At 31.8% G+C, this 13,517-nt stretch carries 16 protein-coding genes; 9 read left to right on the plus strand and 7 right to left on the minus strand.

What is annotated here, in order from left to right:
• Nucleotides 1-4 precede the first annotated feature (4 nt).
• From P8V03_RS17220 to P8V03_RS17235, 4 genes are all read right to left on the minus strand, one after another.
• A complete protein-coding gene (locus tag P8V03_RS17220; protein WP_318799111.1) occupies nt 5-667 on the minus strand; it encodes a response regulator transcription factor in 663 nt (220 codons plus the stop codon).
• 252 nt (nt 668-919) lie between these two features.
• Nucleotides 920-1,840 carry a 4Fe-4S binding protein gene (locus P8V03_RS17225; RefSeq protein WP_318799112.1) on the minus strand — a complete coding sequence of 307 codons (921 nt, stop codon included), beginning with the start codon at nt 1,838-1,840 and terminating at the stop codon, nt 920-922.
• Between the two features lie 284 nt (nt 1,841-2,124).
• Nucleotides 2,125-2,610, minus strand: a complete 486-nt coding sequence (locus P8V03_RS17230; protein WP_318799113.1) for a flavodoxin family protein — start codon at nt 2,608-2,610, stop codon at nt 2,125-2,127.
• Between the two features lie 125 nt (nt 2,611-2,735).
• Nucleotides 2,736-3,242: a hypothetical protein gene (locus P8V03_RS17235; RefSeq protein WP_318799114.1), complete on the minus strand. Its 507-nt coding sequence runs from the start codon at nt 3,240-3,242 to the stop codon at nt 2,736-2,738.
• A gap of 384 nt (nt 3,243-3,626) precedes the next feature.
• Here P8V03_RS17235 and P8V03_RS17240 point away from each other — a divergent pair, with 384 nt between their 5' ends.
• Genes P8V03_RS17240 through P8V03_RS17265 form a run of 6 tightly spaced genes read left to right on the plus strand, consistent with a single transcriptional unit; the run spans nt 3,627 to nt 9,547 of the window.
• Nucleotides 3,627-4,373: a class I SAM-dependent methyltransferase gene (locus P8V03_RS17240; RefSeq protein ID WP_318799115.1), complete on the plus strand. Its 747-nt coding sequence runs from the start codon at nt 3,627-3,629 to the stop codon at nt 4,371-4,373.
• A gap of 45 nt (nt 4,374-4,418) precedes the next feature.
• Nucleotides 4,419-5,372 (plus strand): nickel ABC transporter permease, encoded by a 954-nt coding sequence (nikB, locus tag P8V03_RS17245; RefSeq protein ID WP_318799116.1) that lies wholly within the window; start codon nt 4,419-4,421, stop codon nt 5,370-5,372.
• Nucleotides 5,359-6,195 carry a nickel transporter permease gene (gene nikC / locus P8V03_RS17250; protein ID WP_318799117.1) on the plus strand — a complete coding sequence of 279 codons (837 nt, stop codon included), beginning with the start codon at nt 5,359-5,361 and terminating at the stop codon, nt 6,193-6,195. The genes nikB and nikC overlap by 14 nt, the downstream gene beginning before the upstream one ends.
• Nucleotides 6,196-6,244: 49 nt before the next feature.
• The gene (locus P8V03_RS17255; protein WP_318799118.1) at nt 6,245-7,801 is read left to right on the plus strand and encodes an ABC transporter substrate-binding protein; all 1,557 of its coding nucleotides are present in this window, start codon (nt 6,245-6,247) and stop codon (nt 7,799-7,801) included.
• Nucleotides 7,801-8,646, plus strand: a complete 846-nt coding sequence (locus P8V03_RS17260; RefSeq protein WP_346432515.1) for an ABC transporter ATP-binding protein — start codon at nt 7,801-7,803, stop codon at nt 8,644-8,646. Before P8V03_RS17255 ends, P8V03_RS17260 begins: the two co-directional genes overlap by 1 nt.
• Nucleotides 8,591-9,547 carry an ABC transporter ATP-binding protein gene (locus P8V03_RS17265; protein WP_318799119.1) on the plus strand — a complete coding sequence of 319 codons (957 nt, stop codon included), beginning with the start codon at nt 8,591-8,593 and terminating at the stop codon, nt 9,545-9,547. The genes P8V03_RS17260 and P8V03_RS17265 overlap by 56 nt, the downstream gene beginning before the upstream one ends.
• 72 nt (nt 9,548-9,619) lie before the next feature.
• Here P8V03_RS17265 and P8V03_RS17270 read toward each other — a convergent pair whose 3' ends face one another.
• The 3 genes from P8V03_RS17270 to P8V03_RS17280 all read right to left on the minus strand — a co-directional run bounded on the left by P8V03_RS17270 (nt 9,620) and on the right by P8V03_RS17280 (nt 11,013).
• Nucleotides 9,620-9,943, minus strand: coding sequence for a TlpA disulfide reductase family protein (locus P8V03_RS17270; protein ID WP_318799126.1), 324 nt, complete (start codon nt 9,941-9,943; stop codon nt 9,620-9,622).
• A 12-nt stretch (nt 9,944-9,955) separates the two neighbouring features.
• Entirely contained in the window at nt 9,956-10,150 is a 195-nt protein-coding gene (locus P8V03_RS17275) for a hypothetical protein (protein WP_318799120.1), read from the minus strand.
• Nucleotides 10,151-10,308: 158 nt separating this feature from the next.
• Nucleotides 10,309-11,013, minus strand: a complete 705-nt coding sequence (locus P8V03_RS17280) for a cytochrome c biogenesis CcdA family protein (RefSeq protein WP_318799121.1) — start codon at nt 11,011-11,013, stop codon at nt 10,309-10,311.
• Nucleotides 11,014-11,351: 338 nt separating this feature from the next.
• On the opposite strand from P8V03_RS17280, the gene P8V03_RS17285 reads away from it, so the two are divergent.
• The 3 genes from P8V03_RS17285 to P8V03_RS17295 all read left to right on the plus strand — a co-directional run bounded on the left by P8V03_RS17285 (nt 11,352) and on the right by P8V03_RS17295 (nt 13,512).
• The gene (locus tag P8V03_RS17285) at nt 11,352-12,038 is read left to right on the plus strand and encodes a 4Fe-4S binding protein (protein ID WP_318799122.1); all 687 of its coding nucleotides are present in this window, start codon (nt 11,352-11,354) and stop codon (nt 12,036-12,038) included.
• A 128-nt stretch (nt 12,039-12,166) separates the two neighbouring features.
• A complete protein-coding gene (locus P8V03_RS17290) occupies nt 12,167-12,754 on the plus strand; it encodes a DUF2238 domain-containing protein (RefSeq protein ID WP_318799123.1) in 588 nt (195 codons plus the stop codon).
• 437 nt (nt 12,755-13,191) lie between these two features.
• Nucleotides 13,192-13,512, plus strand: coding sequence for a heavy metal-binding domain-containing protein (locus P8V03_RS17295; RefSeq protein WP_261673349.1), 321 nt, complete (start codon nt 13,192-13,194; stop codon nt 13,510-13,512).
• The last annotated feature ends 5 nt before the right edge of the window (nt 13,513-13,517 follow it).

The following is a 13,517-nucleotide window of genomic DNA, read 5'->3' on the forward strand; positions in this document are numbered from 1 at the left end:
CTCCCTATAATTCTATTTTATATCCAACACCCCATATGGTTTTTAAATTTTTCTCACAAAAGTTTAGTTTTTCTCTTAAGTTCTTAACATGAGTGTCTATAGTTCTAGTATCTCCAAGAAAATCATATCCCCATACCTTATCTAAAAGCTGCTCTCTCTTAAAGACTTGACCAGGATTTTTACAAAGGAATAACAGCAGATCAAATTCTTTAGGGGTTAGATTAATTTTTAAATCATTTTCTAAAACTGTCCTAGTATCTTCCGAAATTGACATGCTGTCAGATAACAAAAGTTCAGCTTTTGATTCCTTATTAATAATTCTTAGATTTACTCTAAGAACCAATTCTCTCATGCTAATTGGTTTAACCATGTAGTCATCAGCCCCTAATTCTAGACCAAAAATTCTATCTTCCTCTTCACCTCTAGCGGTAGTTAAGATAACTGGTGTAGAGCCTTTAGCTTTTATTTTTCTAAGCAGTGACCAACCATCTTTTTTAGGCATCATTACATCTAAAATTATTAGGTCAAAGGTATCTTCCTCAATATATTTTTCACCAGATTCTCCGTCGTAAACAGGGGTAGCTTCATAGCCTTCTTTTCTAAGATATAAGCACATTACTTCTGCCAACTTCTTTTCATCTTCTACTATCAATATTCTACCTTTCATAAAAATAACCTCACTTAAGTTTTTGTACTGTAAATATTTTATAAATGACCTTAATCTTATAAGTATAAATATATTTTAAATATAAGTCTAATATAATTATACTAAAATATTTTAATAGAACTATGAATAAATTGTGATGAGTTTGTAAAGAGAACTGATAAATTATATATTTTAAAGCAATTTATAAATACATAAGTAAATTCAATGTAAAAAAAGCGGCCTTGTAAGCCGCTTCTTTTACATTAGTAGCTGTTAGGATCTATTGATTATCTCTTCTTTTCTCTTTAGTATTTCAGCATTAAGAAGTGATTGCTGTACTTCTTTAAAACCAATTCTATCAATCATTTCACCGAATCTCTCACCAGTAACTCCATTTTCCTTATAGTATAATATTGACTTTTCAATAACATCCATAGCTTCTTCCTGGGTAAATATTTCACCTAAATCAGAACCTACTCTTGTGGCCTTTCCCCATTTACCACCTATAAATATTTTTACTCCTTCTTGCTCTAGCTGTACTGCATCAAAGGGGCATTTTTTAATGCATAGACCGCAGTTAATACACTTATTAGAATCAATGGTGATTTTTTCATCAACAACTTTGGCGGCCTTCATCCTACAAGAAGTTTCAACTGCACATTTTTGGCAGCTAGAACAGGATTTCTTATCAATTTTTGGTTTTCTCTGACCCATTATTCCAATGTCATTAAGGTTAGGTTTTATACAGTTATTTGGGCATCCACCAACACCTATTTTAAACTTATGAGGTAAGGTTACATCATACCAGCCTAAATAAAATCTTTCATGTATTCTTCTATTTAATTCTTGGGTGTCTAACAAGCCAAAATTGCATACAGTTCCTTTACAGGATACAACTGGTCTAACTCTTCGGCCTGTCCCACCAGCATAAAGTCCCACTTCTTTTAGTTCAGCTCTAACCTTAGGGATATCTTCATATTTAATTCCTGGAATTTCAACTGTTAACCTAGTGGTGAAACTTGCATATCCTTTACCATATTTAGCAGAGATATCGAAGATTTTTTTGCCTTCTTCCGGAGTTAAACTTCCATCTACAGTAATTACTCTGCATACAAAGTGTTCTCTGTCATTTTGTAGTATATAGCCTTGTCCTTTTAAATTTTTTATTTCTTGTTCAGTTAATTTTTTATTCAATCTAATACACCCCTTAAAAGTATTATACAGATAACTTAAAACACAACAATATTAATGATAACACCAATTTATACCAAAGTTCAATTAGATCTGTTAGCGAACTAATAAGCAAAACTTATGTTAACTAATATTCAAGGTTAAGGCATATGTATGTATAATTTGAAAGAAAGACTAATAAGCAAAAAGACCTAATGGAATATTGATCCTTTAGGTCTTTAAATAACCATTTTATAATCTATAGTTATGTTGTCAAGTTCATAAGAGATATTTTTGTTAGTATTGTTTTAAGCTCCAAAAATCTCAAGAGATTTTTCAGCTACTCTTTGTCCTAAAATTCTAGCTCTATTTTGTTGCCACTCATCCCCATCTTTTATTGTTACTGCTCCATAGTGAGTAATAGGGCCTTTTTTTGTATGACCTGCAGAATAAATTAACATTCCCATAACAAGCATATGGCCTATCATAGATAATTCAGCAACATCTGCACCGCCACCAAGGAAGTTCTCTGTTGCAAAAACACTACCAAGTTTACCTTCAAAATTAATTTTATTAGTATCAAACCATTTTTTCATTTGCCAGGAGAAAGTTGCATGGTAGGTAGGACATCCAAAAATAACAGCCTTTGATTCTTCAATAAACTTTTCATCTAGTTCATCTATGCTCATAGACTTAACTTCTATGTCATCCTTTATTTTTACTCCTTCAGCAATAATATCTGCAACCTTTTTAGTATTTCCCCCAACGGAATGATAGATAATTGAAATTTTCATTCTATCCCCTCTTTCTGTAAGTACTAATTGTAATATTAATGATAGATGTATTTTACCACATAATAGTTAATAATGTAATTACTAGTTTTACATTCAACTTATGGATGAGGGTGAGTTGTTATTACTTAATTAGAGGTGTTTGCAATGTTAAAATTGCTACAGTTCTGTCCCATGCCCCGTCCTCTACCAAAGCCATTTACTTTTCCTTGAGCAGGTCCTTGACCAAGAGTACAGTTTGCTGAGTTATCTACAATTCTTGCTTTAAGGGCATCTCCCTGTTCTTTTGTAACAGAGCCATTTTGAATAGCTTCATCTATAGTCTTAGTTCTTTCTTCAACCATAGCGGATTTAAACTGTTCGTCAGTTACTCCCTTTTCCTTTGCCAGGTCATAAAGAGTTTTTCCAGAGTTTTTAGCAGCAGCTATATCGCTGTCGCTTATTCCAAACTTATCCCTTAACAAATCAGCCATAAACTCATAACCTCGTTGACCAGTGATTCTTCCAAAGCCATAACCTTGAGGAATAGTATTAGTAGTTGTAGGTGAAACACTAGTAGAGTCAGCGTAAACTGTAGCTCCGGCTCCTAAGGCTAATGCCAGGGCAAAGGTTAGTATAAAATTTTTCTTTTTCATAATTAATACCTCCAAGTAATTTTTTTGTTTTGATGTTTATATAATAACTATAAATTATGAGGTAATTATGAGACAAATGTGATGAATTTGTGAAAATACTAAAGCTGTTTTAACTACTTGGTATTAAGTGGCAGCGTATATGAGGCATGAGAATGACAAGGTAAATCATAGTTTCAAAATGAAAAAAAGTAGTAAAAATTCTCAAAACGATATTAATCCTGTACCACTTTGAGAATTTTTACTACTTTAAACCATGTAGAATCTCTGTAATTAGTATGGCACAAATTTTGCTGTATAAAATTAAGTAAAGTAAATTTTAAATAATAAGGAATTAGTACGCATCTTTAAAGATTAATATAAAAATAATAGAGGGGGAGAACTTAAATGGAGTTAAGTATTGAAAAGTATTGGAATAATAGAGCAAATACATACAGCGAAATGATAAATGAAGACATGAACAGTTTTAAAAAAGAGGCTTGGAGTAAAATTATAAAGGATAAAGTTTCAGATAAAAGTAGTGTGAAGGTGCTAGATATAGGTACTGGACCGGGCTTTTTTGCAATCATTATGGCTCAGATGGGATTTAATGTAACTGCAATTGATTCTTCAAAAAGTATGATTGAGGAAGCAAAAACTAATGCGGCATTAGCAGAAGTGAAGATAAACTTTATAAGAACTAACGGAGAAGATTTACAGTTATTAGGAGAAAGCTTTGACCTAATTATTAATAGAAATGTAACTTGGACACTAAAAGAGCCTGAAAAAACTTATAAAAGTTGGTTTAAACTTCTAAACAAGGGAGGAAGATTAGTTATCTTCGATGCTAATTGGTATTTTTACTTGTCCAGTTCAGAGCTAAAAGAGAAATATGAAAAGGATATGGAACTAGCTAGGAACATGGGATATGATTGTAAAACTAACGAAAAACAAAGAGAAGAATGTGAAGAAATTGCAAAAGATCTTCCACTTACATACAAGTTCCGTCCAGAGTGGGATAAGGAAGTGTTAGGAAAGTGCGGATTTGAAAAAGTAATAGTAGAAAAGGACATTTCAGACTATATATATACAGAAGATGAGAAAATAGCCTATAAAACAACACCTATGTTTAGTATATGTGCTTATAAGTTGTAACAAGTGCCAAACTCTAGGGCAATATGGAGAGGGTGATAAGATAAGTTGCAAAAGTATATAGTAAAAAGATTAGTATATTTAGTTCCTGTTCTATTCGGAGTTACATTTTTAACATTTGCCTTGATATACTTTTCGCCAGGTGATCCAGCAATTCTCATGCTTAATGCTACAGGAGTTACTCCTTCTCCTAAACTTGTGGAACAAGTAAGGGAGGAACTAGGATTAAATAGATCATTTTTAGTTCAGTATTTTCATTGGTTACTTGGTGTATTTAAAGGTGATTTCGGAATTTCGTACAAATATAATAAACCTGTGTTAGATTTAATAATATTGAGTTTGCCTGCTACGATAAAGCTTGCAGGACTATCAATGATTATGATGATGGTTATAGCACTGCCGCTAGGCATTATATCTGCATTAAACAAGAATAGAATATTAGATTACACAATTAGAATAATATCCTTTGTTGGAATATCAATGCCAGGATTTTGGGTTGGACTATTGCTCATATATATATTTGCATTAAAGTTTAAAATACTGCCAGTAATGGGCGATTCTGGCTGGGAAAGTATTATATTGCCCGTTGCTACTTTAACCATCGCCATGGCATCAAAATATATAAGACAGATTAGAGTAGCTATATTAGAAGAAATATCTCAAGATTATGTGATTGGTGCTAAAGCTAGAGGAATTAAAGGTAGAGTTATATTATCAAATCATGTTTTACAGAGTTCATTGCTATCAATTGTAACTCTATTGGGGTTATCTCTGGGGTCTTTACTGGGAGGAACAGCAATTATTGAAACAATTTTTTCTTGGCCAGGTGTAGGCAAGCTAGCTGTAGAAGCTATATTTGATAGAGATTACCCATTGATACAAGGTTATGTTTTATGGATTACAGTTATTTATACAGTAATTAATATATTAGTTGACATTTCATATTATTTTTTAGATCCCCGTATCCGTTTAGAAAAGAGGGCTAATTATGAAAGGTTCTAGTTTAATTTTTAGAAAAAATAAGTCATTTATATGTTTTTGTACATTAGCAATGATATTAGTTTTAATAAGTCTACTTGCGCCACACATAGCCCCACATGACCCTCTTAAAACCAATATGACAAAATCACTTCAAGGACCAAGTGGTGAATTTCTGCTAGGTACAGATAATCTTGGAAGATGTTTACTTTCAAGATTGCTATATGGAGCACTGAATTCCTTAAAAATGACCTTTTCTCTGGTTATAATAGCCTTTATAGTTGGAACAGCAATGGGGATGGTGTCAGGTTATTTGGGGGGAATAGCTGACACAATAGTAATGAGGTTTTCCGATGTTTTTCTTGCTTTTCCAGGAATTATTTTTGCTATTGCCATTGCGGGGGTACTTGGGCCTAGCTCAATAAACACTGTTATAGCTCTAGCCGTAGTAGACTGGGTAAAGTATGCTAGAGTAACCCGTAGCTTAGTAATGTCAGTTAGAAAAAAAGATTATATTAAGGCAGCTAAAATGGGAGGCGCTAAGGAATATAAAATAATTTTAAAATACATATTACCAAATATAATACCATCTCTTATTGTAATGGCCACCATGGATATTGGAACTATGATGCTTGAAATATCATCTCTTTCATTCCTAGGTCTTGGTGCTCAGCCGCCTACTCCAGAATGGGGATATATGCTCAATGAAGGAAGAAACTACATGCAAACTGTACCAGGGCTAATGATATATCCAGGTATAGCAATATTTGTAACGGTTATGATATTCAATTTATTAGGGGATGGTATAAGAGATATGTTAGATCCAAACAAAGAATATGGTAGGTAATACACTATAAAGATTTTAATAAAGTCCATTAAAAAGGAGAGATTTACAAATGAAAATTCAATTAACGAAGAAGCTAGCATCAATACTGGCAGCTGCTTTATTATGTACAAGTCTTACAGCTTGCAATAATAGCGCTGCTGTAAATAAAAGCAATAATGAAAAGGAAAAAAACATTATATTTGGATTAAATAATTTTCACACTAATCTAGATCCTGCCCTTGAATTTAATGGCTGGTTTGTTTCTAGGTTTGGAGTAGGTGAAACTTTAGTTAAATTTAATAAGGATATGAAGATAGAGCCTGCTATAGCAGACTCCTGGCAAAGAGTAGATTCTTTGACATGGAAGTTTCATATTAGGGAGAAAGTTAAGTTCCATAATGGCAAAGCAGTTACTGCTGAGGCTGTAAAATTATCTCTCGAAAGAGCATTAAAATTAAATCCGAGAACACAGGAGATACTATTTGTTAAGGCTATAGTTGCAAGTGGACAAGAACTTACTATAACTACTAAAACACCACATGAAGCATTTTTAGGTAATATTGCAGATCCTCTTACTACAATAGTAGATACTAGTGCGGCGGCAGATAGCTTTGAAAGAGCTCCTGTGTGTACTGGCCCTTTCAAGGTTAAATCTTATGTTGCAAACTCACAGGTGGTAGTAGAAAAATATAAGGATTACTGGGGAGAGAAGGCTCCTTTAGATGAAGCAACTTTCAAATATATTAAAGATGACAACACTCGTGCTATGGCATTACAGTCAGGGGAAATTGATGCTGCAACCAATATTCCCAGTAATAGCATCTCACTATTTAAGGACAAAGCTAAATATAATATAGATAAAATTTCTAGCCTTAGGATAATACTATCCTATGAAAACTTAAATAATGAGTTTTTAAAGGATACAGCAGTCCGTAAAGCTATTGCTTTAGGTGTTGACAGAGAAACCTATGCTAATACTTTGTTAAAGGGTAGTGCGGTATCGGCCCTTGGACCTTTTCCAGGAGTACTGCCATTTGGTAATATAAAGCTTAAAGGATATAAATATAATAAAGCAGAAGCATCTAAGATTTTAAGTAGTGCAGGGTATCAAGATGCAGATGGAGATGGTATTTTAGAGAAGAATGGTAAGAAGTTAGAGCTAAATTTAGCTTTTTATACAACTCGTTCAGAACTGCCTGTGATTGCAGAAGCAATGCAAGCACAACTTAAGGAAATTGGTATAGCAACTAAGCTTCAATCTTACGAATCTGTCGCAAATGTATTAAAGAGTAAGAACTTTGATCTTTGCTTATTAAGTGTAAATACAGCAGTAACAGGAGATCCACAGTCTTTCCTAGAATCATATTTTAAAACAGGAGGAAGTGAAAATTATGGTGGGTACAGTAGCAAAGAGGTGGATGAACTTATTGACAGATTAAGGACTGAACAAAATACTGAGGCAAGATATGATATTGCCACAAAAGTACAGCAGAAATTATTAGAGGACAATGCAGATATATTCTTGGTTTCACCAATGCTTAATATAGTTAGTAAAAATTCAGTTACTGGACTACAAATGCATCCTCTTGATTACTATATTTTAGATAACAAGGTGAGTATAAAATAATGAATAGGGAAATTTTAAAAGTTAAAAGTTTGTCTATAAAATATGGGAAGGAAGCTCCGGTTGTAAAAAATGTAAATATGTTAATTGGTCATAAAGAAATAGTAGGAATTGTAGGTGAAAGTGGAAGTGGAAAGTCAACCCTTATACGATCCATATTAGGATTGCTTCCAAAAGGAAGTTCTATTTCATCAGGAGAAATAATTTTTAAGGAGAAAAATCTATTAGAGTGTTCTAAGAAGGAATGGAGAGAAATTCGGGGAACTAGGATAGGAATGGTATTTCAGGATGCTGGAAGATCACTAACGCCTATTAGGAAGATTGGAGATCAATTTATTGAAAGTATAAGGAGTCATTTTTCTATTTCGAAAGCTGATGCCTATAATGAGGCAGTTAAAATGCTTAAAAAAATGTACTTAAAGAAGGAAGACAATATAATGAACTCTTATCCATTTCAATTGAGTGGAGGTATGAAGCAAAGAGCAGCTATTGCAATGGCAATGACTATGGAACCAGAACTTCTTTTAGCAGATGAGCCTACTAGTGCTCTTGATCCAACTGTACAAGCACAGATTGTAAGACAAATGATGGAATTAAGAAATAACTTTAACACAAGCATAATAATAGTAACCCATAACATTGCATTAGCGTCATATATCTGCGATACCATAGGGGTAATGCATCAGGGAGAATTAGTTGAGTGGGGGACTAGAGAACAGATAATAGACAGCCCAGGTTGTGAGCATACTAAAAATCTGTTATCAGCAGTGCCTCAATTGGAGGAGTGTAACCTTGTTAGAAAAAAATCAGCCTATATTGAAGACAAAAAACGTTACGAAGCAGTTTAGTTTGCCAGATGGGAAAAAATTAACTGCAGTTGACAACGTAAGTATAGAATTATATTCAGGAGAATGTTTAGGTATAGTTGGAGAAAGCGGCTGTGGCAAAAGTACTTTAGCAAAGATAATTGCACATTTGGAAACTATAAATACTGGAAGTATTATCTATAATAATAGGGATATTAGCAATTTAAGAGGAGAAGAGCTTAGACAACATAGAAGAAAATTACAGATGATATTTCAAGATACTTCTGAATTCTTTAACCCTCGTATGAAGATTGAGGACTTTGTAAGTGAGCCGCTATTAAATTTTAAGATTATGAACAAATTAGAAGCTAAATATGAAGTGAAAAAACTTTTGCAAATGGTTGGGCTCACTGATAACATTTTAGAAAGATATCCTCATCAGTTAAGCGGAGGGCAAAAGCAGAGAGTTGCAATAGCTAGAGCATTGTCCCTAAAACCTGAAATTATAATATGTGATGAGATTACTTCCGCTCTAGATGTATCTACGCAACAGCAGGTAATTGACCTTCTTATGAATTTGCAGAAGGAAAAAGGAGTGTCTTATATTTTTATTGGGCATGATTTAGCTGTGGTTAGAAACATTAGTGACAGAATCATAGTAATGTATCTTGGACAAATTGTTGAAATTATTGATAGTGATAGACTTACTACAGATGCAGCTCATCCATATACAGAAACATTATTGTCTTCAGTGTTTTATATTAAAGGTAGAAATGATCATGAGATAAGTATAGTTACAGAGGAGAGTGAAACTACTTCTTCTACAGAGTCTGGTTGCGGTTTTAAATGGAGATGTACAAAATGTACAGATAAGTGCTTTAAGGAAAAACCAAACTTAAAAGAAATAAAAACAAATCATATTGTTGCCTGTCATATGCTTTGATTGAATAAAAGAGTTCAGTATAAAATATCAAGTAGTTTATACTGAACTCTTTTGCTAAAATATAACGTCGAATTATTTAATATTTTCTACATAAGTCTTCATTTGATTTAAAGTCATAAGTCCTGTACGCTTATTTACGATATTACCATTTTCATCGATAAAGTAAGAAGTTGGAATTGAGGATATATTGTAACTTATGTTAGCAACACCGTCTGGGTCTAGCAGTACCTTAAAGTTATAATTATTTTCTTTAACAAAATTTTCTACTGTAGCTTTATCCTCTCCACCACTAATTGCTAATATTACTAAATCACTGTTTTTCGTTTCTTGGTAAAGTTTTTCTAAATCAGGCATTTCTTCTTTACAAGGCGGACACCAGGTTGCAAAGAAATTTATATAGACTTTTTTTCATTTAAAATCACTTAAAGAAATTTCTTTACCATCAAGATCTTTAAGTTTAAAGTCAGGAGCTTTTGTCTTTACATTTTTAATATTTACACCACTGTTATTCTGAGTAGGTTTTTTGCTATATATAAAGTAGTCATAAGAAGCTCCACCAATAAGTATAAGTAATAAAACTGCTAATAATATTTTCTTTTTCACATCAGTTCTCCAATCCATATTATTATGATTTTTTACAAGGACTATATCATAGAATATCAATCAGTCATAAGCTTTGACTATATTAATAATTGACTGCTATTATGTAAATATTAACATAATACAGCTGTTTTCAAATAGAATTATTTAATATTTAAATTTTAGAAATTGATAAAATTAAGATAGCCACTTAGAATAGCAATCTTATTAGTAAAAATTAAAATTCCCATTATCATCATTAGCGTACCGCTAACTATAGATATTATTTTTAGATATTTTGGTAATCTACTAATTTTACTAGATAAATTTCCTACAGCTAAGGCTGTTAGAAGGAAGGGTACAGCAAGGCCCAATGAATAAACAGTCAGAAGAAGAATTCCTCTTCCTATAGTATCCATACTACCAGCATATAAAAGTATAGAAGATAAAATAGGCCCTACGCAAGGAGTCCAACCGGCAGCAAAAGCCATACCCATAAGAAATGATCCTAAGATTCCTTTGTTGCTTTTAAAAGAAATAAATTTTTTTTCATGAGATAGAAGCTTAATTCTAAAAATTCCGGAAGTATGTAATCCAAATATAAATATTAAAAATCCAGCTGCTTTTCTAAATATACTTTGATTTTTAATTAATAACTGACCTAAAGAGGTAATTGAAGCTCCCATTATTATAAATATCATAGAAAATCCTAAAATAAATCCAAGAGATTTATTTAAAATATTTAGTTTAGCTTCTCTACTTGTATTTTCTTTTACAGACACCCCAGTAAAGTAGCTTACATAAGCAGGCACAAGTGGTAAAACGCAAGGAGATAAAAAGGAAATTAGGCCTGCAGCAAAAGCTAAGATTAGCGATACGTTATTCAAAAGTTCAACACCTTCTTTCAATAATAATGAAGAATTCTTTATATAAGTAATAGAATATGTGGCAATATCCATATATTATAATATTGAGATATATGAATGTTATACAATGTAAATATTATAACATAGTGAATAGAAAAAAACATTAGATTCATAGAGGAGAGTTTTAATAAAATTTTAATTTAAGGTTAAAAAAGAGTTAATCATTTCTATAAAATGTCATATTGTATTCAAGACTGTAGTTTGAAGTACTTGACATTTAAAATAAAGGATATATAATAATACTTATAATATACCCTGTAGGGGTATACCTAAGTAGAACTTTATTAGGAGAGTGAATTATGGATAAGTTTTTAAGGTTATGGAAAAAGTATTCCTTTACACTATTAATTGGTTTTGCAATATCAGGTATGTTTGATTTGAGATTGGCAGTAGTTGCTATTATATGTATGGTTGCACCAGTTTTAGTATCTTTCATCAAGGGAAGATTTTGGTGTGGTAATTTATGTCCAAGAGGAAACTTTTACGACAATGTAGTATCAAGGTTTAGCAAGAAGAGAAAGGTTCCAGAATTTTTAAAATCTAAATTCTTTAGAATTGCTGTTATAATATTTATGTTTACTATGTTTGGGTTAGGTGTTAAGCAAAATTGGGGTAACCTTTATGGAATAGGTATGGTATTCTATAGAATAATAATGATAACTACTTTAATAGGTATAGTTTTGTCATTATTCTATAATCACAGAACCTGGTGTCACTTCTGTCCAATGGGGAGTATATCAGCCTTGATATCAAGCTTAAGAAAAGATAAAAAGATATTAGAGGTAGCTTCATCTTGCGTATCTTGTAAGATATGCCATAGGAAATGTCCAATGGGTATATCACCTTACGAATATAAAGGAGATGTTCTAAGCCATCCGGATTGTATTCAATGTGCCCAATGTGCAATAGCATGTCCTAAGAAAGCTATTGGATATGACACAGTTTCAGAAAGAAAAATTGTAAATGATATTAAAACTGCAAAATAGTTAAGAGCTTAAGCTAATTGTATAATTTAAGTATACATTGATAAAAATAGATTTGTTATTGGCTTTACTTTAACAAGTATTGTAAAATAAAAAACTTAAATTATAAATAGTAAAGCAGAGTGATTTTAATGAATAATAAAAAGGTTATAAGTAACATATTGTTTGTAGCTTTTCAGGTAATCTTATTAATAACAGCTGTTGCAAGCACTGTAACGAAAGAATGGAAAAACTTATTTTTATCTATTCTAAGTATAATATCTATTTCGATTCCTTTTGCAATAACGTATTTGGCTAAGAAGAGAAAGATAGATCTTCCAAGGAGTTTTCAGGTAGTAGTAATGGCGTTTATTTTCTCTGCACAATATTTTGGAGAAATAGGAAGGCTATATACTAAGTTCTGGTGGTGGGATTTACTTCTTCATTTTGTGTCAGGCTTTTATATGGTTATAATTGCATTATACTTAATTAAAGGTATATATAGACATAAACAAGGGAGTAGTAAAGAACGATTTATTTTCTTCAACACAATATTTGCATTTAGTTTTTCGATTGCATTAGGTACTTTATGGGAACTATTTGAATTTGTAGGAGATTATTTATTTAAAAGTAATATGGTAAAAGGTGGTCTTATTGATACTGCAACAGATCTTCTTGTTAAGGTTTTAGGTGCTTTTATTGCCTCTATTTTATATCATAGTGGAAAATTAAAAAAATAACATCATATAGGTATGGAGGGATGTCAAAACTCTAATGTATTATAAGTTATAATGAGAAAAAGTTTCAATATGAAAAAAAACAGGCAATTTATTATCATATTGAAATTATAAAAATATCATTATGAAAAAATTCAATATGTAATTAAGATAAATCAATGTTTGAACTATTGGCATGAAAAATGCTATATAAAAAGGTGAATATAGTTTGAAATAAATTATAAAGCCCTATAACCCTAAAAATTAGTGCAGTCCCTCCTGCACTAATTTTTTAACTATATTTAGCAAGTTGGTATAAAAAATCATGAAAAAACTTATTAGTATCTTATTAAGCATGATATGTTAAAACTTATCCCAATATATTTGCTTATAAAAATATAGTTATGGTAAAATATATATTTATATTCACAATTTTATAAATATATCAAGGAGGAGTAAAAATGATTATTACTACTACCAATAATATTGAAGGAAGAAAAATTATCGAGTATAGAGGACTTGTAGCTGGCGAGGTTATATCCGGTGTTGATTTTATAAAGGATTTTGCAGCAGGGTTAACAAATTTCTTTGGCGGAAGATCAAAGTCCTATGAAACAGAATTGATAGAAGCAAGAGAAAATGCAATAGAAGAATTAAGGCAGCGTGCTTCTAATTTAGGTGCAAATGCTGTTGTAGGAGTGGATATCGATTATCAGGTACTAGGGCAAGGGGGAAATATGCTCATGGTAACTGCAGCAGGTACAGCGGTAGTTATTGAATAGCAAAA

This window comes from Clostridium tanneri (assembly GCF_033659955.1).
Taxonomy (GTDB): Bacteria; Bacillota; Clostridia; order Clostridiales; family Clostridiaceae; genus Clostridium_AM; species Clostridium_AM tanneri.